At 32.0% G+C, this 22,612-nt stretch carries 22 protein-coding genes and 1 other RNA gene; 21 read left to right on the forward strand and 2 right to left on the reverse strand.

Annotated features, from left to right (window positions below; translation table 11 throughout):
• A partial coding sequence (locus WMO19_RS07050; RefSeq protein WP_349171018.1) for a transposase family protein occupies positions 1-456 on the reverse strand: 456 nt, incomplete at its 3' end.
• Positions 457-586: 130 nt separating this feature from the next.
• On the reverse strand, positions 587-2,200 hold the full coding sequence (locus WMO19_RS07055) for an SH3 domain-containing protein (RefSeq protein WP_349171020.1): 1,614 nt from the start codon (positions 2,198-2,200) through the stop codon (positions 587-589).
• A 643-nt stretch (positions 2,201-2,843) separates the two neighbouring features.
• On the opposite strand from WMO19_RS07055, the gene WMO19_RS07060 reads away from it, so the two are divergent.
• The 21 genes from WMO19_RS07060 (at position 2,844) to WMO19_RS07160 (ending at position 22,252) form a co-directional block, all read left to right on the forward strand.
• Positions 2,844-4,019, forward strand: coding sequence for an HAD family hydrolase (locus WMO19_RS07060; protein ID WP_349171022.1), 1,176 nt, complete (start codon positions 2,844-2,846; stop codon positions 4,017-4,019).
• Between the two features lie 191 nt (positions 4,020-4,210).
• A complete protein-coding gene (locus tag WMO19_RS07065) occupies positions 4,211-4,933 on the forward strand; it encodes an NfeD family protein (protein ID WP_316718791.1) in 723 nt (240 codons plus the stop codon).
• Between the two features lie 8 nt (positions 4,934-4,941).
• Entirely contained in the window at positions 4,942-5,934 is a 993-nt protein-coding gene (floA, locus tag WMO19_RS07070) for a flotillin-like protein FloA (protein WP_349171023.1), read from the forward strand.
• A gap of 8 nt (positions 5,935-5,942) precedes the next feature.
• On the forward strand, positions 5,943-6,581 hold the full coding sequence (locus tag WMO19_RS07075) for a hypothetical protein (RefSeq protein ID WP_349171024.1): 639 nt from the start codon (positions 5,943-5,945) through the stop codon (positions 6,579-6,581).
• Between the two features lie 81 nt (positions 6,582-6,662).
• Positions 6,663-7,676 carry a PhoH family protein gene (locus WMO19_RS07080; RefSeq protein ID WP_019124711.1) on the forward strand — a complete coding sequence of 338 codons (1,014 nt, stop codon included), beginning with the start codon at positions 6,663-6,665 and terminating at the stop codon, positions 7,674-7,676.
• On the forward strand, positions 7,676-8,122 hold the full coding sequence (gene ybeY / locus WMO19_RS07085) for an rRNA maturation RNase YbeY (RefSeq protein ID WP_349171026.1): 447 nt from the start codon (positions 7,676-7,678) through the stop codon (positions 8,120-8,122). The genes WMO19_RS07080 and ybeY overlap by 1 nt, the downstream gene beginning before the upstream one ends.
• Before the next feature lie 4 nt (positions 8,123-8,126).
• Positions 8,127-8,834 (forward strand): diacylglycerol kinase, encoded by a 708-nt coding sequence (locus tag WMO19_RS07090; RefSeq protein ID WP_156702211.1) that lies wholly within the window; start codon positions 8,127-8,129, stop codon positions 8,832-8,834.
• Positions 8,835-9,248: a cytidine deaminase gene (locus WMO19_RS07095; RefSeq protein WP_349171028.1), complete on the forward strand. Its 414-nt coding sequence runs from the start codon at positions 8,835-8,837 to the stop codon at positions 9,246-9,248.
• Entirely contained in the window at positions 9,235-10,140 is a 906-nt protein-coding gene (gene era / locus WMO19_RS07100; RefSeq protein ID WP_349171030.1) for a GTPase Era, read from the forward strand. The genes WMO19_RS07095 and era overlap by 14 nt, the downstream gene beginning before the upstream one ends.
• On the forward strand, positions 10,124-10,837 hold the full coding sequence (gene recO / locus WMO19_RS07105) for a DNA repair protein RecO (RefSeq protein ID WP_019124706.1): 714 nt from the start codon (positions 10,124-10,126) through the stop codon (positions 10,835-10,837). Before era ends, recO begins: the two co-directional genes overlap by 17 nt.
• A gap of 10 nt (positions 10,838-10,847) precedes the next feature.
• A complete protein-coding gene (locus tag WMO19_RS07110) occupies positions 10,848-11,732 on the forward strand; it encodes a glycine--tRNA ligase subunit alpha (protein WP_019124705.1) in 885 nt (294 codons plus the stop codon).
• Positions 11,725-13,794, forward strand: a complete 2,070-nt coding sequence (gene glyS / locus WMO19_RS07115; protein ID WP_349171032.1) for a glycine--tRNA ligase subunit beta — start codon at positions 11,725-11,727, stop codon at positions 13,792-13,794. The genes WMO19_RS07110 and glyS overlap by 8 nt, the downstream gene beginning before the upstream one ends.
• A 12-nt stretch (positions 13,795-13,806) precedes the next feature.
• Entirely contained in the window at positions 13,807-14,436 is a 630-nt protein-coding gene (locus WMO19_RS07120; RefSeq protein ID WP_019124703.1) for a CBS domain-containing protein, read from the forward strand.
• An 8-nt stretch (positions 14,437-14,444) separates the two neighbouring features.
• The gene (locus tag WMO19_RS07125; protein ID WP_019124702.1) at positions 14,445-15,266 is read left to right on the forward strand and encodes a pyruvate, water dikinase regulatory protein; all 822 of its coding nucleotides are present in this window, start codon (positions 14,445-14,447) and stop codon (positions 15,264-15,266) included.
• A gap of 4 nt (positions 15,267-15,270) precedes the next feature.
• Positions 15,271-16,284 carry a deoxyguanosinetriphosphate triphosphohydrolase gene (locus tag WMO19_RS07130; RefSeq protein ID WP_349171034.1) on the forward strand — a complete coding sequence of 338 codons (1,014 nt, stop codon included), beginning with the start codon at positions 15,271-15,273 and terminating at the stop codon, positions 16,282-16,284.
• Positions 16,285-18,075, forward strand: a complete 1,791-nt coding sequence (gene dnaG, locus WMO19_RS07135; protein WP_349171036.1) for a DNA primase — start codon at positions 16,285-16,287, stop codon at positions 18,073-18,075.
• A complete protein-coding gene (rpoD, locus tag WMO19_RS07140; RefSeq protein WP_349171037.1) occupies positions 18,068-19,159 on the forward strand; it encodes an RNA polymerase sigma factor RpoD in 1,092 nt (363 codons plus the stop codon). Before dnaG ends, rpoD begins: the two co-directional genes overlap by 8 nt.
• A complete protein-coding gene (locus WMO19_RS07145) occupies positions 19,156-19,848 on the forward strand; it encodes a tRNA (adenine(22)-N(1))-methyltransferase (RefSeq protein ID WP_349171039.1) in 693 nt (230 codons plus the stop codon). Before rpoD ends, WMO19_RS07145 begins: the two co-directional genes overlap by 4 nt.
• Entirely contained in the window at positions 19,829-20,605 is a 777-nt protein-coding gene (locus WMO19_RS07150) for a Nif3-like dinuclear metal center hexameric protein (protein WP_349171041.1), read from the forward strand. Before WMO19_RS07145 ends, WMO19_RS07150 begins: the two co-directional genes overlap by 20 nt.
• Positions 20,606-20,630: 25 nt before the next feature.
• An RNA gene (gene rnpB / locus WMO19_RS07155) (RNase P RNA component class A) lies at positions 20,631-20,954 on the forward strand.
• 173 nt (positions 20,955-21,127) lie between these two features.
• A complete protein-coding gene (locus tag WMO19_RS07160) occupies positions 21,128-22,252 on the forward strand; it encodes a C40 family peptidase (RefSeq protein WP_349171043.1) in 1,125 nt (374 codons plus the stop codon).
• The last annotated feature ends 360 nt before the right edge of the window (positions 22,253-22,612 follow it).

The raw sequence follows: 22,612 nt of genomic DNA on the forward strand, positions 1-22,612 counted from the left end.
TTCATCTATACAAAGAACTTTAGAGAGTTCAGTTCTTGATACACTTAAACAAGATAAAATTTTTAAAACAGTATTAGGAGAAATATTATACCTTTTAGCAATCGAAGCACTAGAATGAACTTCATTAAATTCAGCAACAATAGAAAAAACAAGCCTATTAGTCATAGTATGACCCTTAGCAATAAAATCAAGTTCTCTTTCAAAACGGCAACCACAAGACCTGCAATCATACCTAGTCTTCTTTAAATGAATAAGACATTTCTTACCATGAATATGAGTATCCTTAATCTTTTGAATTCTATGATCATGAACCCAAATCTTTTTAGAACCACAATGAGGACAAGTATCCATCTTTTCTACAGAAGCATGAACATAAACAAATTCATTATCCTCATCAAAACTATCAAAAATTACATCTTTAAAACCCAACAAATTCATGTTATTATTATTTTGCACTTATATGCACCTCCAAGCTTTATTTTTAGCTATTTTAAGTTTAGGACTAAATGCGTATAAGTGCAATTTTTTTACATAAAAATATCTGTTAGAGATTTACTCCCCAACAGATATTATAGAGCCTTTTTTATTAATCAATAACTTCTAGATCTCTTTCACTTACCCACCATTCTTTATCAGGACTTGTTTTTATCCACCACCTATCATCAAAATAAGTAAAGTCATAAACAGTAACTTCGTCACCCCTTATCCAATAACCAACTTTTTTCCCATTTGTTTGTGGTTCAGACCTATTATAGGCTTTATCACTATTAACTATTAGTTTTTGTCCTTTTCTGTAGGGGGAGTCTTGACTAGAAATGTTCTCTTCTACAACCCCTTTATCATTAGAAAAATTAAAGTATGGAATATTGGTTTTAATATATTTTGAAGTATCAAATTTTTCTATATCATACTTATCAAGATCTAAAGGTCCGCCAGTTTGGATTTCAACATTCCTACTTAAATCATTTAAGGTAAAGAATATTTCGTCAGATAAATAATTTAGCGTTCCAGAACTTCCAGTATTTTCAGTTTGATTATCTTTAGCAAAACTTTCTCTAGCATTTTTAAACTCATTTAGATACTTATTTTTAACACTATCATTTTCAGCAACTAGCGTTAAAAATTCTGAATAAGTGTTATCTAAGGATTTTAATAATAAACCGGAGAACTCTATTAAGTCTTTTGTTGAATCTCCATTAGGTTCTACACTCATTATTTCATCAACTCTGTCAAAAATATAATAAGGATCGCCTGTAGCTACTTCTTTGTTAAATACTTTATAGTCGGCAATATTAGAGTTATTAGATTTTTTGTATTCGTTTACACCGACTTCGGAAAATACCTTAAGCAAACTCCCACCGTTTTGAAGTGCATCTTGTATAGAATTGGCACTTGGGGTAGGTTGCACAAAGTTATCTGTATCTATGTTATCTAACTCAAAATCACTATCTGTTAATCTATTATTTTGGTAATCAGCAAATGAGATAATTCTATTAATATCAAAATTATATAAATCTCTTAAATCGTCTAGTTTATTGTAAGTAACATAGTTGCCTGAAACTTCAGCAACCTTCTCATCTTCGACTTTAACGACAAAAGTTAAGTCTTTATTATATTTATCGGTGAACCTTTGTGAAATAGACAGAATATCACTAACGAAATTATCGAAAGGTGCTATATAAGGACTGTTACCGCTACTTAGGTAATCAAGTAATATTTGTGAGTGATTTTCGTCTAGGTTAAAAGAATGGCAGAATTTATAAATGACATAATACTTATGATTAAAATTTGTTTTGTGTATTCTCATTAAGAAAGTAATAAAATTACGTCTTGCTTCAGGATCATTTAAACCTTTAATTGCTAATTCTTTTGATTTTTTTAAAGATTTAGGAGTAGGGTCATAAACTATTTCATAACCAAATAAATGTTGGTTGCCTGGAGCGTTAGGGTCAAATGTTATTGCTCCAGCATCACCATTATTTAAATAATAATTCAATAAATTTTTAGTATCTTCATCAGGAATTAATAAAATACTGTTTTCTTTTGCATTATAATCCACGCTGAAATTGCTAAATTTATTTTTAATGTATGTAAGATCCTCTTCACTAAGAGTTGGCTCACTATTAAGTGAATTCACATTACTACTGCAACCAAATAAAAATAAGCAACAAAAAGTTAGAACAATCAAAAATTTCTTCATATAAATATCTCCTGTAAAACAACTTATGTTCTTTTCTTGTTAAAAATACAAATCAAGCTTAATTTCTACAATGCCTAATTTATAGGAAAGTTGATTTAAGTATATTATTTTTAAATCTTCTTTATCTAAAGTATTTAAAAGCATGGCTCTGAAAAAATCTGCTTAATTTTTTAACTTAGCAATAACAAACCTATACTTCAAGCTAGTAAAGAATATATTCTTATCATGCTAACAAAATATACGTTCTAATTTATGTAGTTGAGTATTCATTAATTCAACATCACTTAAATTTTCATTAAGATAGAAATACCAATCATAAAGTTTTCTACGAGCATTAATAATAGTACCACGCTTTACTAAAGTGGTGATATAATTATACCACAATGTAAAATGAGAAAACCAAGTATAATTTAAAAAAATAATATTTAATTATAGAACTATTTAAAAACTTTTAATATTTAAAGATTTATACAATTAAAAATGAAATTATCTATTAAAGAATTTAAATAAATTTTATATTATGTAAGTAAAGAAATATTTTAGAATTTTATCTTATAAATATTTTTAAGTAGAAGGATTTTTTATAATAATCTAATTATATTAAAGATTTATTGTATAATAATTTATATAAAGGAGGTTTTTTATGAGTAATATTGAATATAATAGAAAAAATAAGGAAAGTAAACCTGTCGTAGCGATATGCTATGATTTTGATAAAACGTTGTCACCTGAAGATATGCAAGCACAAGGATATATTCAGTCTTTAGATTTTGAAATTAAAGATTTTTGGACAAAATCTAATAGTATGGCATCTGATAATGACATGGATCAAAATTTAGCATATATGTATTTAATGGTTACAGAGGCTGAAGGACATCATGTTTTAAACAAAGAAACTCTTGAAAACTATGGTTCTAAAGTATCTTTATTTAAAGGTGTAGAAGAGTGGTTTAAAAGAATCTGCGATTATGGAAAAAAGAAAGGAGTTATTGTTGAGCATTATATTATTTCATCAGGAATTAAAGAAATGATTGAAGGAACAAATATCGCTAAACAGAAAGTATTTGAGAAAATATATGCAAGTTCTTTCTATTTTAATGAGAAAGGTGTAGCAAAATGGCCAGCACAAGTTGTAAATTATACTAATAAAACTCAGTTTCTTTTTAGAATAGAAAAAGGAATTTTAGATATTAATGACCCAGGCGTAAATGACTTTTTTCCACCAGATGAATTGCGAGTACCATTTAGAAATATAATTTATATTGGTGATAGCGATACCGATATACCTTGTATGAAACTTGTTAACACTTATGGTGGGTATTCAATTGGAGTATACAATCCTGAATCTTGCGATAAAGAAAAAGTTTATAAAATGATTAATGACAATAGAATTAAATATTTTGCTCCTGCTGATTATCGTGAAGACAAAGAATTGGATATTTTAGTAAAAAGTATAATTGATAGGACTATTGCAAATGAAAAATTAGAATCAGCTCATTTTAAATACTATAATGAGGCATTAGAAGCTGAGAAAAAAGATATTAGAAGTGAAGAAGATCAGAAAAAAGATGATTTAATATCTGAACTTTCAATAAGTAAAAGTTTTAAATATACTCACTTTATTATTAGAAGACTTAAAGATTATTCCAATTGGAATAATGAACAATTAGAAAAATTATTTACTATTGCAATTAGTAATGAACAAGTTTCATGGATTATTAAAGATGAAGATGTTAAAGAATTTTATTTAGAAATACTTAAATTCTGTAATTTTCATTCTGAAAGTGAAAAAAAATTAAGAAAATTATTAGATTGTTAACCAATCAAAAAACTTAATAAATTTAATATGTTTATTTAATAAAAAGTGTGCTATAGCAGAAATAATATATATTTTCACAAAAGAATATATTTATTTTTGTCAATTATTTTAAAACTTTACAATATCTTAAAGTTTTTTTCGATTATTGATAAAAAATTATGGGTACAAAACTTGTAGCAAAGGAGGTCAAAGTGAAAAATCTTAAAAAATGTTTTTACATCCTTCCATTTTTTATGCTCATGACAAATTCTGTCTATGCAGCAAGTGGAAGTGCTTTTATAGAAAAATTTTTTTCCAATGATTATATTTTCACAATTTTACTTATTATAGCAATAGTTGGAGCTGTGCTTGAAATTTTGACTCCAGGCTTTGGACTTGGCGGAATTATTTCAATAGCTGCCTTTGTACTCTTCTTTTGGGGAAATATTGCAAGGGGAAACACTAACTGGTTTGAAATTTTGCTTTTTGTCTTGGGACTCTTATTACTAGGTTTTGAAATATTGATACCAGGTTTTGGAGTAGCAGGCATTAGTGGAATACTTGCAATAGCAGTAGCAATTGTTCTGTCAATGGAAGATATTTACTTTGCTATTTTCTCTTTGGCAATTGCCCTGGTAATTGCTATAGTTTTAGGAATTGCCCTTGTCAAGAGGGGAATTAACTCAGAGCTTATAAATAGGCTTAGACTTTTTACTGAAAGCTCAAGTGAAAAGGGCTATGTGGGAGTGAAAAGTGAAGAAGTAAAGCTTGGCGATGTACTTATAACAAAGACAGCTTTAAGACCAACTGGCTATGCAATTTTTCATGAGGAAAAAATTGAAGTTATTTCAGATGTTGGTTTCATAGGAAAAGATGAAGAAGTTAGAGTAGTTAGAATTTCCGGCGCAAGAGTTTTCGTCGAAAAAAATATTTAGGAGGATTTATGAATTTTTATCCCTTTGGAAGCATTATAGTTATTGTCTTAATTTTAATATTTATATCCATATTTTTGTCCTTTGTTCCTATTGGACTATGGGTGACAGCATTTTTCTCTGGTGTAAGAATTAAAATTTCAGAACTTATTGGTATGAAACTTAGAAGAGTTAAACCTTCAAGAATAGTTAGACCTGCTATTAAGGCAACTAAGGCTGGTTTAGATCTTGAAATTGCAAGTCTTGAAGCCCATTATCTTGCAGGTGGTAATGTAAACACTCTTGTAGATGCACTTATTGCAGCTCAAAGAGCAAATATTCCTCTACAATTTGAAAGAGCGGCTGCCATTGACCTTGCTGGTAGAGATGTACTTGAAGCTGTTCAAGTTTCAGTTAATCCAAAAGTTATTGAAACTCCAAATATTTCTGCAGTTGCCCAAGATGGTATTGAAGTCATTGTAAAGGCAAAGGTGACTGTTAGAGCAAATATTGAAAGACTTGTCGGTGGTGCAGGTGAACAAACTATTATAGCAAGAGTTGGAGAAGGTATTGTAACAACTGTTGGTTCATCTCAAAGCTATAAGGCTGTCTTGGAAAACCCAGATTCAATTTCTAGGGTAGTTCTCGACAAGGGTCTTGACTCTGGTACTGCCTATGAAATTTTATCAATTGACATTGCCGATGTCGACGTTGCTAGAAATATCGGTGCAAGACTTCAAACTGACCAAGCTGAAGCTGACAAGAGAATTTCTGAGGCTAAGGCAAGTGAAAGACGAGCTATGGCTCTTGCTCGTGAACAAGAAATGAAGGCTGAAGTTGAAGCCATGAGGGCAAAAGTTGTTGAAGCTGAATCACAAGTTCCTATTGCTATGGCTGAAGCTTTAAAGAGCGGTAATTTAGGTGTCTTTGATTATTACAAAATGAAAAATATTAATTCTGATACTGATATGAGAAATTCTATCTCAAAAATTTCTGATAAAAATCACAAAAAGGACAATAAATAATGAATCCTATGTTTAGTTTTTTTATCGCAATAATTTCTCTTATGCCTGCCATTATTTTCGTAGTATTTTTTAAGATATTACTTACGATTTTAAATAGGGGCAAAAGGAAATTTAATGAAGATTTTCATGAGGAAGAAAGAAATTTAAATAAATCAAAAAATTTTCATGATGATAGAAGATCAGATGTAGATACTTTGGCAAATGAAATAAAAAGGATAATCAAAGAAGAGAAAGAAAAAGAAAAGAATAAAAAGATTTCTAAAGAAGAATCTAAGAAAAATAAGAAAAATGTTTTAATTGACAAGGATCCGAGACTTGGTCAAAGAAAGCTAAAGGAAAAACTTTTAGAAAAGAAAGAAGAAGAAAAAAAAGAAAGTCTTCAAGAAAATTTGTCAGATACTTACAATCTTGAAAACACCTACAACTTATCAGAGACTTACAATCTATCCAAAACTTATAATTTGGAAAATGGTGAGGGCAAGATAGTTGACAGTGAATTTATAAGGGAATGTGAGTCAGACCAAGTTTTTTACGAGGACGAAGATGGCGAAAGTTTGAGCCTTGACTTCTTAGATTTTGGCGAAGAAGATTTGCCGAAAATTATTGTCTACAAAGAAATTTTTGGTGAACCTTTAAGTCTTAGATAAATAGTGGCTTGCTTTTCATAATCTATGGAAAAGTAAGCCTTTTTGTGGTATTATAATAGTCTAGTTTAAGGGGGTATATATTTGGCAAAAGTGGAAAGTTCCATTGATATTAATGATATAAATTTATTGTCAATTGTCTTTGGCAAATTAGATGAAAACATTGGTCTCATTGAGAAGGAATTAGATGTATCTATTAAGTCAAAAAATGACAAGGTTTTAATTTGTGGCGATGAAGAAAAAGTTGAGGATGCCACACTTTTACTAAAAAATTTAATTGAAACTGCAAGAAAACAAGATAGCTTAAGTCTTTCTGATGTTAGATATTCTATTTCTCTAATTAAAAACAATGAGAAGAGACCAGTTTCTGAACTTTTAAAGGACACTGTAGTTTACACTTCTATGGGCAAGCCCATTAGGGCGAAGACACTTGGTCAAAAGAGATATATTGACGCTATAAACAACAACGACATTGTATTTGGAATTGGACCTGCAGGTACTGGTAAAACTTATCTTGCCATGGCAGCAGCAGTTCGCGCCTTTAAGTCAAAGGAAGTTAATAGAATTATCTTAACAAGGCCTGCTGTTGAAGCTGGAGAAAATTTAGGATTTTTGCCAGGAGATTTGCAAAATAAAGTTGATCCCTATTTAAGGCCACTTTATGATGCTCTCTTTGAAATACTTGGACACGATACCTACAACAATTTATTTGAAAAGGGATTAATTGAAGTTGCTCCTCTTGCTTATATGAGAGGTAGGACTCTTGACTCTGCCTTTGTAATTCTTGACGAAGCACAAAATACAACTAATGAGCAGATGAAGATGTTTTTGACTCGTCTTGGTTACGGCTCTAAGGCAATAATAACAGGTGATGTCACTCAAATAGACCTTCCTCGTGGCAAACAATCAGGACTTAAAACTGTTCTTAGAATCCTTGCTGGAGTTAAGGGAATTGGCATAACTTATTTAAATAAAAATGACATTGTAAGACATCCTCTAGTTCAAAGAATTATTGATGCCTACGAAAAATACGAAAAGACTAATGAAAAGGCAGCAGAAGTAATTAAGGCTAAAAAGTCAAAAAGTTGGGAAAAATAATGGAAATTTATTACGACGACAGACAAGATGATATAAAAATTACTGATGAAATAAAAAATTTAATTGAAAAATCCATTGCTGCAGTCTTAAAGGTTGAAAATCTCGATGAAAATGTTGAAGTTTCAGTGTCCTTTGTTGGCGATGAAGAGATTAGGGACTTAAATAGAGACTACAGGGGAGTGGATAAAAGCACTGATGTCCTATCTTTTCCCATGGATGATGAATTTATTATAGTGAGCAGAATTCTCGGAGATGTTATAATAAATACAAGAAGAGTCATGGAACAAGCAGAAGAACTTGGACACTCTAATGAGAGAGAACTATCTTATTTGACAGTTCACAGCATCCTTCATCTTTTAGGTTACGACCACATGGAAGATGAGGACAAGAGAGAAATGAGAGAGAGAGAAAAGCTTGCAATGAAGGAGCTTTCTATATACAGGTGATTTTATGAAAAAAGGACGATTTATATCTTCATTTAATTATGCAGTCCAGGGGATAATTTCTGTCTTAAAAACAGAGAGAAACATGAAGTTTCACTACCTTGCTGCTCTTGGAATAATTATTTTATCTCTTTTTTTTGACATTTCATCTACAGAATTTTTGTTGATGCTCTTTGCTATAACTCTTGTAGTTTTTGCAGAGATGATTAATACGGCGATAGAAAGGACAATTGACTTAGTTGTTCAAGAGTACAATCCAATAGCAAAATATGTTAAGGATGTATCGGCTGGGGCAGTTTTAATAACAGCAATAAATGCAATAGTAGTTGCCTACTTAGTTTTTTATGACAAATTTGCATCCTTTGGAGATTTACTCTTATTTAAGATAAAAAATATGCCAAATCACTTGGCTTTTGTGTCACTACTTATAATAATTATTGCCACAGTTGGGGCAAAGTTTTTAATGGCAAAAAAAAGTGGAGGTACATATTTTCAAGGAGGAGGGCTTAGCGGCCACTCTGCAATATCCTTTTGTGCAGCAACAATTATAACTATGATTGCAGAAAATTCCCTTGTGACACTTTGCTCCTTTGGACTTGCCTTTTTAGTTGCCGAAAGTCGCGTGGAAGGAAAAATCCACAAGGTTTCTGAAGTTGTTGTGGGGGCAATCCTTGGAGTATGTGTTGCAATATTTGTATTTAAGGTAGTTGGTTAAATGGAATATAATAAATTAATTGAACTTGCAATAAGGGCAAGAGATAATATGACATATACGCCTTACTCACACTTTAATGTGGGCTGTGCAGTAGAGATGGAAGATGGCTCAGTTTATTCTGGTGGCAATATAGAAATAGCATCTTATTCTCCAACAAACTGTGCAGAGAGGACAGCAATTTTTAAGGCTGTATCTGAAGGCAAGAGAGAAATTAAAAAAATTGCCATAGTTGGGGACAGTGATTACACTTTTCCCTGTGGAGTCTGCAGACAAGTTATTCGTGAATTTTCAAAAAATCCTGAAATAATAATTGCAAATTCTACTGAAGATTATAAAATTTATGGAATGGAGGAAATTTTACCTCATTCCTTTGGTCCGGAGGACCTAATGGGAGATGAAAATGACGGAAAATAATTTTAAATCTGGCTATGTATCTGTAGTTGGAAGACCTAATGTTGGTAAATCTACTTTACTAAATGCAATAATTGGTGAAAAAATTTCAGCAATATCTTCAAAACCACAGACAACAAGACAAAATATTACTTTTATTCACACTGATGATGATTCGCAAATCATATTTTTAGACACGCCAGGCATTCAAAGGCCAAAAAATAAACTTGGCGAATTTATGCTAACTGAATCAAAGGAAAGTATTGATGAAGCCGATGTGATAACTTACATTGTTGACACATCAAAAAAAATTGGAAAAGCTGAAAGGTCAATTATTGATATTTTAAAGGAATATCATGGTAGAATTCCAATAATTTTACTTATAAATAAGGTTGACACTATAAAAAAAGATGAACTTCTTGAAATAATTTCCATGTATGCTGATGAAGGAATTTTTAATGAAATTATCCCAATTTCTGCCATGAAAAATGATGGTGTTGACATTTATATTGAAACTCTAAAGAAATACTTAAAGCCTGGTCCAATGTACTATCCAGAGGACATGATTACAGATAAAAATGAAAGATTTATCGTAGCTGAAATTATTAGAGAAAAGGGCCTTAGATATTTAAACGAAGAAGTTCCTCATGGACTTGCCATATCAATTGAAAAATTCAAAAAGAGAGAAGACAAAAACATCTATGACATAGAGGCAAATATTTATGTGGAAAGGGATTCTCACAAGGGAATTTTAATTGGCAAAGGCGGCTCCATGCTAAAGAGGATTGGCACTGAGGCTAGAGAAGATGCCGAAAGACTTTTAGATGCTAAGGTAAATTTACAAATCTGGGTTAAAGTTGAAAAAAATTGGAGAGAAAGAGACAATTTGGTAAAGAGATTTGGCTACGACAAATAATTACACCTTGGGTATTGTCTTAAATGAAATGGAATTTGGCGAAAGCTCAAAAATTATTAGAGTATTTACTAGAAATTATGGAAAAATTTCCATTATGGTAAAGGGAGCCATGACGCCAAGGTCCAAAAATTTAAGTGTCTCACAAGTTTTTGGCTTAAATGAATATCTTTTAAAAAAGGGACAAAACTTTTACTATATTGGCGATGCAAAAATTGTAGAATCTAACTTTAAAATTAGAGAAAGCTATGACAATTTAATTTATGCATCACTCCTTCTTGAGATTTTAGAAAAATCCTCACTTGGAGGAGAGGCAAATAAAAAAGTTTTTGATCTCATGAGAAAGACTCTAAGCTTTTTTAACTCAAGCAAGGACCCTATTTCCCTAGCACTTGCCTTTGAGCTTAAGTATCTTTCCTTTATAGGTTACAGACCAAAACTTGAAGCCAAAGAAAAAGCCTACTTTTCCATAAGAGAGGGAATAATTGACTTTCAAGATCCCTATTCCTTTTCTCTATCGAGAAGAGACTTACTTTACTTAAATAAAATTCTCTATGGCAAGCTTGAAGAGTTAGAAAATATTGAAGAAATCAAAGAACTTGATGTAAATAGGAAAAAATATTTGCACAATATTATTTTAAAATATATAAAATACAATTTAGATATAAGCAGTTTTAAGTCAGATAAGCTGTTTAATTAAGGAGGAAAAAATGTATTTCCAAGATTTAATTATGACATTGGAAAATTATTGGAAGGAAAAGGGAGCAATTATAATGCAACCTTACGACACTGAAAAGGGCGCAGGAACAATGAATCCCAACACTTTCTTGAGATCCCTTGGTCCTGAAGAGTGGAAGGTAGTTTATGTTGAACCTTCAAGAAGACCTGCCGATGGTAGATATGGTGAAAATCCAAACAGACTTTACCAACATCACCAATTGCAAGTTATCTTAAAACCATCTCCAGAAGATGTGCAACAATTATACCTTGATTCACTTTTTGCAATAGGAATTGACCCAAAGAAACACGACATTAGGTTCGTTGAAGACAACTGGGAATCTCCTACACTTGGTGCATGGGGACTTGGTTGGGAAGTTTGGCTTGATGGGATGGAAGTTACACAATTTACTTACTTCCAACAAGTTGGCGGCGTTAACCTAGACCTTGAAAGTGCAGAGCTTACTTATGGACTTGAAAGAATTGCCATGTATCTTCAAAATGTTGAATCCGTTTACGATATTCAGTACAACGAAAATATAACTTATGGCGAAGTATTTAAGAAAAATGAATACGAACATTCAAAATATGCCTTTGAACTTGCTGATGTAGATATGCTTAGAAAATTATTTGATATGTATGAAGCTGAAGCTAATAGAGTCATAGAAGATGGCATAGTAATCGATGCCTACGACTACACATTAAAATGTTCTCATGCCTTTAACTTACTAGATGCAAGAGGAGCTCTTTCTGTTTCTGAAAGAACAAGTTATATTCAAAGGGTTAGAAATCTTGCAAGAGTAGTGGCAAAGACACATTTAAAACATAGAGAAGAAATGAACTATCCCCTTATCAACAGAGGTGAAATAAATGAATAATTATTTACTTGAAATCGGTGTGGAAGAGTTGCCTTCAAGATTTGTCAACATGGCAATTGAGCAGCTTAATGAAAAATCTAAAAAATTATTAACTGAAAACGAAATTGGTTTTGAAAATGTAAAAGTTTATGCAACGCCAAGAAGACTTAGCCTTATTGTTGAAGGTCTTGACGAAAAACAAAGGGACATTCAAAAGGAAGTTAAGGGACCTTCTCTTAAGATTGCTTATGATGATGACAAAAAACCAACGAAACCTCTTTTGGGTTTTATGAAGTCACAAAATATTAGTGAAGATGACTTAATAATAAAGGAATTAAAGGGAACAGATTATGTTTTTGCAAATATTTCTTCAATAGGCAGAAAATCATCTGAAATTTTAGCTGAAATTATGCCTTCACTTATTAAGGACATTAATTTCCCTAAAAATATGCGTTGGGGAGGCAAAAACATTAGATTTGCCAGACCAATTAGATGGGTAGTGTCACTTTTAAATGACCAAGTAGTTGAATTTGACTTTGAAGGTATTCCTGTTGGAAATAAAACTAAGGGTCACAGATTTTTAGGTTCTTCAGAAATTATTATTGACCAAGTTAACAATTATGAAAAATTGCTTGAAGAGAATTATGTAATTTTAGACCAAAACAAGAGACGCGACATTATTAAATACGAATCAACAAAAATTGCAAAAGCCCTTGGTGGTGAAATTCACGAAAATGAAGATTTGCTTGAAGAATTAACTTACATTGTTGAATATCCATCTCCTATTAAGGGAAGCATTAAGGAAAAATACTTGACTCTTCCAAAGGAAGTTGTAACTACAACAATGATTGACCACTTGAGATTTACTCCAATTTATTCACAAGATGGCGAACTTCTTCCTTATTTTATTACTGTTAGAAATGGTACAAGAGACTACGAAGACATTGTAATTGCAGGTAACGAAAAAGTTCTTGGAGCAAGACTTGAAGATGCCAAATTCTTTTACGAAGATGACATCTCAAAGCCTCTTGAAGACTATGTAGAAAATCTAAAGGGAGTTTTATTCCACGACAAATTAGGCTCTATGCTTGAAAAAGAAAAGAGAGATGGCGTTGTGGCAAAGAAAATTGCCAAGTCACTTTCCTTTGCCGATGAAGCAATTGAAGCTCTTGATAGGGTAGCTCATCTTTCAAAGGCTGACTTAACTACAAAAATGGTAATTGAATTTACTGAACTTCAAGGTGTAATGGGAGAAATCTATGCCCTTAAATCTGGAGAAAAGGAAATTGTGGCAACAGCAATTAGGGAACAATATCTTCCAAAATTTGCAGGCGATGCTCTTCCAAAATCAAGTGTGGGTTCAATCTTCTCTCTTGCAGATAAAATTGACACAATAGTTGGGCTTTTTGCCATTGGAGAAATCCCTACAGGTTCTACAGATCCCTTTGCACTAAGAAGGTCTGCAATTGGAATAATTAATATAATAAGAAAAACTGGCTGGAAATTTAACTTAAATGAAGTAATAGAAACAAGTTTATATGAATACATCAACGATTTAGGTCTAACTTTTGATCATGAAGAAGTTATTGCCAATATAAGAGAATTTTTCTTTGGAAGAATTAAGACAATGCTTCAAGAAGAAGGCATTAGATACGACATTATTGATGCAGTTTTAATTCCTGAAAGTGAAATTTACAATATATTTGAAAAAGCTAAGGAATTAAATGAATGGTTTAAAGATGATAGGACAAACTTTGTTGACGCCTACAATAGAATTAACAACTTGACAAAAGACATTAATTTCACAGAAATAGATGAAGAACTTCTAAAAGAAGATGCAGAAAAAAATCTTTACAATAAATTTGTAGAAAATGACAAGAAATTTAAGGAAGGGCTTGCTTCTGAAAATTACAAGGATGCAATGGATGCACTAAATGACTTAGTTCCATCTATTGACGCTTTCTTTGACAGTGTAATGGTAATGGCAGAAGATGAAAACATAAGACACAATAGACTTGCGCTTATAAATAGTATTGAGGAAAATATTCAAAAAATATTAAAAATCGAAAATATTGTAGAATAGGTCGGTGAGCAAATGAAATTTAGCGAAAGACAAACTGAAATTATTGAAATTGTAAGAGATGAAGGTCCCATTACAGGCGATGAAATTGCAGAAAAACTAGGTTTGTCAAGAGCGACTATTAGATCAGACCTTTCAGTTCTCACTATGATTAATATATTGGGAGCTAGACCAAAGTTTGGATACTTTTATACTGGTAAATCTATTCTTTCACAGCTTTCCGATGATTTAAAAAAATTAAAACTTAGGGATTATATGTCCCTGCCCTTTTCTTGCGACCAAAAAACTTCCGTATATGATGTAGTAGTGGGTCTCTTTATGGAGGACCTGTCTTCTATGTTTATAACCGATGGGGGTTATCTTGCTGGTATCGTCTCAAGAAAAGATTTGATCAGATTTATGATTGGTGATGCCGACATAAAGAAGACTCCCATAAGTGTTATTATGACTAGAATGCCCAATGTTTTTTATGTTGACATTGACGACACTGTCTATAAGGCTGCAAATTTAATTGTATCAAAGGGAATAGATTCTCTTCCCGTTGTGGAAGTTAAAAATAATAAAGATCTCGAAGTGGTTGGCAGATTTACAAAGACAAATGTAACAAGACTTTTTGTAGATGTCTGTGACGGAGAGATTATCTAGGAGGAGAAATGAATAAAGACGATAAACAACTTACTATTTTTGTCATCTCCGATTCAATTGGAGAAACTGGTGAATTAATTGCAAAAAGTTCAGCTAGACAATTTGAGTCAGAAAATTATGAAATTATTAGATATCCTTATCACAACAGCATTGACCAAATTAAGCCAGTTCTCGAAAAAGCTTCAAAAATTCAAAATAGTTTAATAGTTTACACAAATGTTGTAAAGGAAACTAGAGAATTTATTGAAAGAAAAACTCACGAGCTAAAACTTCACACAGTTGATGTCATGGGTGAACCTATGCGTCAAATTCAAGATATTTTAGGATATGAACCTCTTAGAGAACCTGGACTAATAAGAAGGCTTGATGAAAATTATTTCAAGAAAGTTGAATGTGTTGAGTTTGCAGTTAAGTATGACGACGGAAAGGACCCTCGTGGTGCAAAGAAGGCTGACATATGTCTTGTTGGCATTTCAAGAACTTCTAAGACTCCACTTTCCATGTATCTTGCCAATAAATTATACAAAGTGGCAAATATTCCGTTAGTTCCTGAAGTTCCTGTTCCTAAGGAAGTTTATGAAAAGGATGTTGACAGGGTAATTGGACTTATTGCAAATCCTGAAAAAATTATTTCTGTAAGAGAACAAAGACTTAAGTCTCTTGGACTAACTTCAGGTGCAAAATATGCCAACTACGACAGAATTAGAGAGGAACTAAATTATTCTAAGCAAGTTATGGAAGAGCTTGGCTGTTTTGTAATAGATGTTTCTGATAAGGCAATTGAAGAAACTGCTGAAATTATAATTAATCATATGGAATCTAGGATGTGATGAGATGAATCTTCGAGTTGAGAGAGAAAAACTTGAACACGAAATGCTCTTTGATTTTGCCACCTTTGCAGATTCAACTTTAGGAAGAAATGAAAGAGAAGAAAAATGTAATCTTAGAACTGAATTTCAAAGAGATAGGGATAGAATTATTCACTCAAAAAGTTTTAGGAGATTAAAACACAAGACTCAGGTCTTTATTTCTCCTGAAGGCGACCATTTTAGGACAAGACTCACTCACACTCTTGAAGTCAGTCAAATTGGAAGGACTATAGCTAGGGCACTTAGGTTAAATGAAGATTTAGTTGAGGCAATTGCCCTTGGTCATGACTTGGGGCACACTCCCTTTGGCCACTCAGGCGAAGCTGTCTTAAATGAATTAAAAAGTGATGGCTTTATTCATGGAGTCCAGTCTCTAAAAGTCGTAGATTTTTTAGAAAGATCTGACAAGAGAATTGGATTAAACCTTACAGAAGAAGTGCGTGATGGAATTTTAAATCACTCTGGCTCTGGCGAGGCAAAGACCCTTGAAGGCAAAATAATAAAGTTTGCCGATAGGATTGCCTACATTAATCATGACATAGACGATGCCATAAGAGCTGGCATAATTTCTTCTGATTCACTGCCAAAGGATCTCACTGATATCCTTGGAAACACTTCATCAGAAAGAATAAATACTATGATTATTGGCATAGTGGAAAAATCCTATGGCAAGCCTATTGTTGAAATGGAAAAGGAAATTTACCAGGCAACCATGGAGCTTAGACAGTATATGTTTAAAACAGTTTACATGGATCCTGTTGTCAAAAGTGAAGAAGTTAAAATAAAGAGACTATTAACTGAGCTTTATAAATATTATATGGAAGATTTAAGTAGAATTCCTCGTAATCACTTGAGCCTTTATGAAGGAAGAGTTCACAGTGACGAAGATATTGTTTCAGATTACATTGCAGGAATGACAGACACCTATGCCATGAAACAAATTAAAAATATTTTTATACCGAAGGGATGGAGCATTTAATTGTATGTTATAAATGATAATGTTCTTGATGAAATAAGAGACAGAGCAGATATAGTAGATTTAATTGGAGAATATGTTGACTTAAAAAGGTCAGGCTCTAACTATATGGGGCTCTGTCCTTTTCATTCTGAAAAGACTCCTTCCTTTTCTGTTTCTCCATCAAAATCTATTTTCAAGTGTTTTGGCTGTGGAGTTGGAGGGGATGTCATTACCTTTATTATGAAAAGGGAGAACTTAAATTTTCCTGAAGCTGTAGAATTTTTGGCAGAAAAATATAATGTAAGGCTATCTGAATATAAAGATGAAAACAAAGAAGCTCGCGACAAGAGGAACAGGCTTTATGACATAAATAGAGAAGCGGCAATGCATTTTTTAAATAATCTTTCATCCTCACCAAAGGCACAAAAGTATTTAAGGGACAGGGGACTAAGTGATAAGACAATAAGAGCTTATGGACTTGGCTATTCTAAAGATTCTTGGACAGACTTATACGATCACTTGACTAAATTAGGTTACAAGGAAGAGGAACTTTTAAACTTGAATTTAGTTTCCAAGAGCAAAAATGGAAATTACATTGACAGATTTCGCGACAGGGTTATGTTTCCAATTATAAATAGAAATAATAAGGTAATTGCCTTTGGAGCGAGAGGCTTTGGAGATGCCAAGCCAAAATATTTAAACTCAAGGGAAACGCCTATATTTCACAAGGGAAGCAACCTCTTTAATATGAATATAGTTTCAAGAGAATCCAGCCGCCAGAGAATAATATTAGTTGAAGGTTATATGGATGTTATTTCTTTATACAATAGTGGTATAAATTATAGTGTAGCAAGCCTTGGTACTTCTCTTACTGAAGACCAGGCAGCAATTATTAAAAAGATGGCGAAAGATATATACATCTGTTATGACAGCGACAAGGCTGGAATTAACGCGACTTCAAGGGCAATAGATATATTTTTATCTAAGTCTTGCAAGCCCAAAATCATTGAATTAGAAGGTGGACTAGACCCCGACGACTTTATAAAAAAATATGGAATGGAAGGCTTTGAAAATAAAATTAAGTCAGCTATTTCTTATATTGACTTCAAAATAAAAATACTGAGGGAAAATTTTAATTTAGAAGATGCAGAAGGGCTTAGCAATTTTACTCTTGAGTCTGCGAAAATTTTATCTAGCATTAAAAATCCCATTGAAAGAGATATTTTTGTAAAAGAATTTTCTAAAAAATATAATATTTCTTACAAGGCAATTGAAAATTATATAAATTATTTAAACAGAAATAAAATAAAAAGTGAGAAAAAAGAAAAGTTCAAGCCAAAGAAAAATACAAATGTTGTGAAAAGTACAAAAACTAGAGCACAAGAGGAATTATTATCATATTCTTTGCTGGACAATGATATTTACAATTATATCAAAAATAAAATTCAGGTTTTTTATTTTACCAATGCAATGACTAGGGCAAGCTTTGAAGAAATACCTAAAATGTTTGAAGAAGAGATGGAAGTTTCTGAATTTTTAAATTTATTAGAGAAAAACAGGCTAATAGATTCAAATTTTAAAGAAAATATTTTAGGAATTATAAAAAATATCCACGTCAATGAAAAAATTGTAGATGAGTTAATAAAAACTTTAGAGAGAAATTATCTCCAAAAGGAAAAGGAAAGAATCCTCGAAAACATTGATAAACTTCAAGGGGAAGAAGACAAAAATCTTTTACTCGATGCTTTAAAGGATCTTAAAGAGATTAATTTAAAGTTAAGTGAGTTGAAAGAGGAGGGCAATTATGAGTGAAAATTTAAAAAATAAGGATTCGATTGAATCAATAACAGAGCAGCTTTTAAAAGATGGCAAAAAAGATGGGAATCTTAGCTATGATGAAATAGGTGATGCCTTTGAAAAGTTTCAAATTGATTCTGACGATATAGATGAATTATACAAGACCTTCGAGAAGGAAGGTATCAATTTAGTTGACAAAAAAGATTTAAAAGATGATGATGAAGATGAAGTTGATCTTACTAAAGAGGACTTGTCAGTGCCTAAGGGCGTGACAGTAGATGATCCTGTCAGGATGTACTTAAAGGAAATTGGAAAAATTTCTCTACTTACTGCTGAAGAAGAAGTTGAAATTGCAAAGAGAATGGAAGCAGGAGATGAGTCAGCGAAAAAAGAACTTGCTGAAGCCAATTTAAGGCTTGTAGTTTCCATTGCAAAGAGATATGTTGGTAGGGGCATGAGCTTTTTGGATTTAATTCAAGAGGGAAATCTTGGTCTTATGAAAGCTGTTGACAAGTTCGATTACACTAAGGGTTTTAAATTTTCAACTTACGCAACTTGGTGGATTAGACAGGCAATCACAAGGGCAATTGCAGACCAAGCAAGGACTATAAGAATTCCTGTGCACATGGTTGAAACTATTAATAAACTTGTTAGAGTTCAAAGACAACTAGTTCAAGACCTTGGACGAGATCCACTTCCAGAAGAAATCGCTGCTGAAATGAATTTAGATGTAGAGAGAGTTCGCGAAATTCAAAAAATTGCACAAGAGCCAGTGTCTCTTGAGACTCCAATTGGTGAAGAAGAGGACTCACATCTTGGAGATTTTATACCAGATGATGAAATACTATCTCCACAAGATGCAGCTACTTTTACACTTCTTAAGGAACAACTTAACTCTGTTCTCGAAACTTTAACTGAGAGAGAAAAAAAGGTTTTAACTTTAAGGTTTGGACTTGATGATGGCAGGGCAAGAACTCTTGAAGAGGTTGGAAAAGAGTTTGATGTAACTCGTGAAAGAATTAGACAAATAGAAGCCAAGGCGCTAAGAAAATTGCGCCATCCATCTAGATCAAAGAAATTAAAGGATTATTTAGAATGATAAAATTATCGAATAGGCTAAAAAAAATTGCAGAACTTGTAGATTTTGGCGCAACGGTAATTGATGTGGGCACAGATCACGGATATGTGCCCAATTTTTTATGCGAAAAAAATATCTCAAGGGACATTATTGCAACGGATATCTCAAAAAATTCTCTGGAGAAGTCAATTGAACTGACAAGAGAAAGGGACAATGAAAAATATATTAGAAATATTCTTGCCAATGGAATTGTAAGGGAAAATCGGGACAACATAATCATTGCTGGTCTCGGTGGAATTCAAATTGCAGAAATTATTTTAAATTCAATTGAAATTGCTAGGTCTGCAAAAAAATTAATTTTGCAGCCTATGCAAAAGACAAACATTTTGCGCAGAGAATTAAACAATATGGGCTTTGAAATAATTAATGAAGAGATAATCTTTGAAGATGACAGGTACTTTGAAATTATCCTTGCAAGATATTCTGGTCAAATAAAAAAATTAGAAGAAGTAGATTTTTATTTTTCAAAAAGTTTAATCGAAAAAAAGGACAAAGTTTACTTAGACTTTTTGAGGGAAAGGCAAAGAGAACTTGAAAAAATTTTAAGTAATATTAGTAATGATAGTGACAGGACAAAAAAGAGAAGTGGTGAACTTAAAAGTTTATTAATAAGAACCAAGGAGGCAATAGATGAAATATCAAATAAGTGAAATTAAAAATTACATGGAAAATTGGGCAAGAGAAGACCTCCAACTTACTTGGGACAACTCTGGCAGTCAAATTGAATTTAAGGGCGAAACAGATTCCCTTGTCCTCGGCTTAGATGTCACTGATAAATTAATTAAGAAGGCAATAGAAATGAATTCTAAGCTTATTATAAGTCATCATCCCATGTTTTTTGGCGGGGAGAAAAGCATAATTGAGGGAACTTATAGGGGTGACAATATTATTGCCTTAATAAAAAATAACATATCAGTTTTTTCCTATCACACTTCCATGGATATTGCTGAGGATGGAGTAAATGACACTCTCTTTGAAAAATTAAATTTAAAGAATAAGGAAATTTTAACTTATGAAGAAGAAAAAGCCATGGGTTTAATTGGCGAACTTGAAAAAAATTATTCTTTGGAAGAACTTTTAAACTTTTTAGAAGAAAAATTAGAAGTAAAAAAGATAAAAGTTTATGGAAGAAACAAAAGAGAGATAAAAAAACTTGCAATTCTTGGAGGCTCTGGTGCTGAGTTTATTTCTGCTGCCAAAAATGCAGGCGTAGACGCCTATATTACAGGAGATGTAAAATACCATGATGGACAAAGAGCCTATGAAGAGGGAATCATTTTAATAGATGTGGGACATTTTTATTCAGAAAAAATTATTCTTCCAAAAATAAAAAAGAGGCTAAGTGAAAAGTTTAGTGATTTAGATTTTTATATAGAAGAAGAAAGTAGCTTTGAGCTTGATATTTAAAGCTCTAAGTGTTAAACTATTTAAGTAAGTAAATTGGTCAACTGCACATATGTGAGGAAAGTCCGCGCTCCACAGAGCAGGGATGCTGGCTAACGGCCAGTGGGGGCGACCCCAAGGCAAGTGCAACAGAAATATACCGCCCTAGGGTAAGGTTGGAAAGGCGAGGTAAGAGCTCACCAGATCATTAGTGATAATGATGCTATGTAAACCCCATTCGGAGCAAGACCAAATAGGAATAACAGATGCTGCTCGCATCTGCCGGTAGGTAGGTTGCTAGAGATTATAGGTAACTGTAATCCAAGATTGATAGTTGACAAAACAGAACGCGGCTTATAGATTTGCTTACTACATAATTTAAAATTTATTAAGACAAAAGTTACAAAGAAGTTAAAATTAATTTAACTATTTTGTAACTTTTTGTTGTTTTTTTGTAATAACTTTGTTATACTTAAGGAGCAATAAAAAATGTACGCATATAATTTTTTTTAGAAATATAAAATCAGAGTATAGGAGTTGTTAGTATTGGTTTCCTTTAAGAATAAATTGCCACTTGGTCTATTTGCACTATGCGCAGTTTCAATAGTTGGCATGAAAGATACGGGAGTATTTATTAACGAACATGTACAAAGGACATATAGTGGAAATGAAATTGAGTTCTCTATTGGCGAAAAAGTAGAAATCCTTGAAAACAAGGGCAATGAATACTATGTTCAAAAGGGAAAGGCAAAAGTTACTATTCCACAAGAAAAAATTTTACTTACAGAAGTTAATGTTCCTACATATCAAGTTGTAAAAGCAAGCCCAATCTTAGATGATAATGGAAAAATTATTAGAAGCTTGTTTATCGATGAATATGCAGTTGGAATTTCAGTAGACACTACTACAGCAAAAATTAAGTGTAACGACGGAACTATAGGTAATGTTAGCAGAAGTGCACTTAAAAAAGTTGCTGACAAGAGAAATAATGTAACAGAAGTTCAAGTTAAGAAGGACACTGTTGCCAGAAGTGACAATGGAAAAAAACTAAATTTAAACAAAAATCAAACTGTAAATGTAGTTGATTTTGACAATGGACTTTTTATCATTGAAGATAAGGGAACTTCTTACAATGTTGACGGCAAAGATTTAAATATTCTTTCTGGATTAAAGGTAGAAAAACCAGTAGCAGTAAAAGTTGATGAAAAAGCATTACTTTCTGCTGATGAAAAAGAAATTCAAGAAGTAATAAAATATAAAGAAGTAAAAGAATTCAAAAAAGTTGCAGCGCCTGATTCTTCAACTGCTGCTAAAGTAATATCTTCTGCAGAAAATAAACTTGGATCTACTTATGTATATGGAGATACAGGTAAAGAAGGATATGATTGCTCAGGTCTTGTTTATTCAATTTATTGCAATGAACTAGGAATTTCACTTCCAAGATCTTCAGCATCACAATCAACTTTTGGAAAACAAGTTTCAAAATCTGATTTGCAAGAAGGAGACCTAGTATTCTTTAACACAACAGGCAATGGAGTTAGTCATGTTGGAATCTATGTTGGAGATGGAAAATTTATCCACGCTTCATCTGGACAAGGAAAAGTTATGACTTCATCCCTTACTGAAGGATACTACCAAGATAGATTTGTTAACGCAACACGCGTGCTATAAATAATTTTTCATTTAGAGCCTTAGGGCTCTTTTTTTTATGTCTTGAAGTAGGGACTTTATTGGCGTAAATATTTTTTAATTATAATTAGCTTTTTAGAAAATGCTAAGTTGTAAAATTAAATTTGAAAAAAATAAATGATAAAACAAAAAATTTCAAAAATTAAAATCAAACGTTCATAAGAAGAAATTAACAATATTACCGAAAAACATTTAATACAAGAATATTTTTAAGTTAAAATTTTTAAAATTTATATAAATTTGTAAAGCAAGTTAGGTTATTAAAAGAATTTTATAAACCACAGAAATAATAATATTTTTAATTAAATTGTTTTGTTAAAAATACAATAGTTTTATTAAAGA

Source organism: Peptoniphilus hominis (ex Hitch et al. 2025) (assembly GCF_040096015.1).
GTDB classification, from domain to species: Bacteria; Bacillota; Clostridia; order Tissierellales; family Peptoniphilaceae; genus Peptoniphilus_A; species Peptoniphilus_A hominis.

Bases quoted from the DNA above. Each gene is read 5' to 3' on its own strand.
- WMO19_RS07060 (WP_349171022.1), top strand. From the start codon at position 2,844: ATGAGTAATATTGAATATAATAGAAAAAATAAGGAAAGTAAACCTGTC.
- WMO19_RS07090 (WP_156702211.1), top strand. From the start codon at position 8,127: ATGAAAAAAGGACGATTTATATCTTCATTTAATTATGCAGTCCAGGGG.
- WMO19_RS07150 (WP_349171041.1), top strand. From the start codon at position 19,829: ATGAAATATCAAATAAGTGAAATTAAAAATTACATGGAAAATTGGGCA.
- floA (WP_349171023.1), top strand. From the start codon at position 4,942: ATGAATTTTTATCCCTTTGGAAGCATTATAGTTATTGTCTTAATTTTA.
- era (WP_349171030.1), top strand. From the start codon at position 9,235: ATGACGGAAAATAATTTTAAATCTGGCTATGTATCTGTAGTTGGAAGA.
- WMO19_RS07055 (WP_349171020.1), bottom strand. From the start codon at position 2,200: ATGAAGAAATTTTTGATTGTTCTAACTTTTTGTTGCTTATTTTTATTT.
- WMO19_RS07130 (WP_349171034.1), top strand. From the start codon at position 15,271: ATGAATCTTCGAGTTGAGAGAGAAAAACTTGAACACGAAATGCTCTTT.
- WMO19_RS07095 (WP_349171028.1), top strand. From the start codon at position 8,835: ATGGAATATAATAAATTAATTGAACTTGCAATAAGGGCAAGAGATAAT.
- ybeY (WP_349171026.1), top strand. From the start codon at position 7,676: ATGGAAATTTATTACGACGACAGACAAGATGATATAAAAATTACTGAT.
- WMO19_RS07075 (WP_349171024.1), top strand. From the start codon at position 5,943: ATGTTTAGTTTTTTTATCGCAATAATTTCTCTTATGCCTGCCATTATT.
- glyS (WP_349171032.1), top strand. From the start codon at position 11,725: ATGAATAATTATTTACTTGAAATCGGTGTGGAAGAGTTGCCTTCAAGA.
- rpoD (WP_349171037.1), top strand. From the start codon at position 18,068: ATGAGTGAAAATTTAAAAAATAAGGATTCGATTGAATCAATAACAGAG.
- WMO19_RS07120 (WP_019124703.1), top strand. From the start codon at position 13,807: ATGAAATTTAGCGAAAGACAAACTGAAATTATTGAAATTGTAAGAGAT.
- WMO19_RS07110 (WP_019124705.1), top strand. From the start codon at position 10,848: ATGTATTTCCAAGATTTAATTATGACATTGGAAAATTATTGGAAGGAA.
- WMO19_RS07125 (WP_019124702.1), top strand. From the start codon at position 14,445: ATGAATAAAGACGATAAACAACTTACTATTTTTGTCATCTCCGATTCA.
- WMO19_RS07145 (WP_349171039.1), top strand. From the start codon at position 19,156: ATGATAAAATTATCGAATAGGCTAAAAAAAATTGCAGAACTTGTAGAT.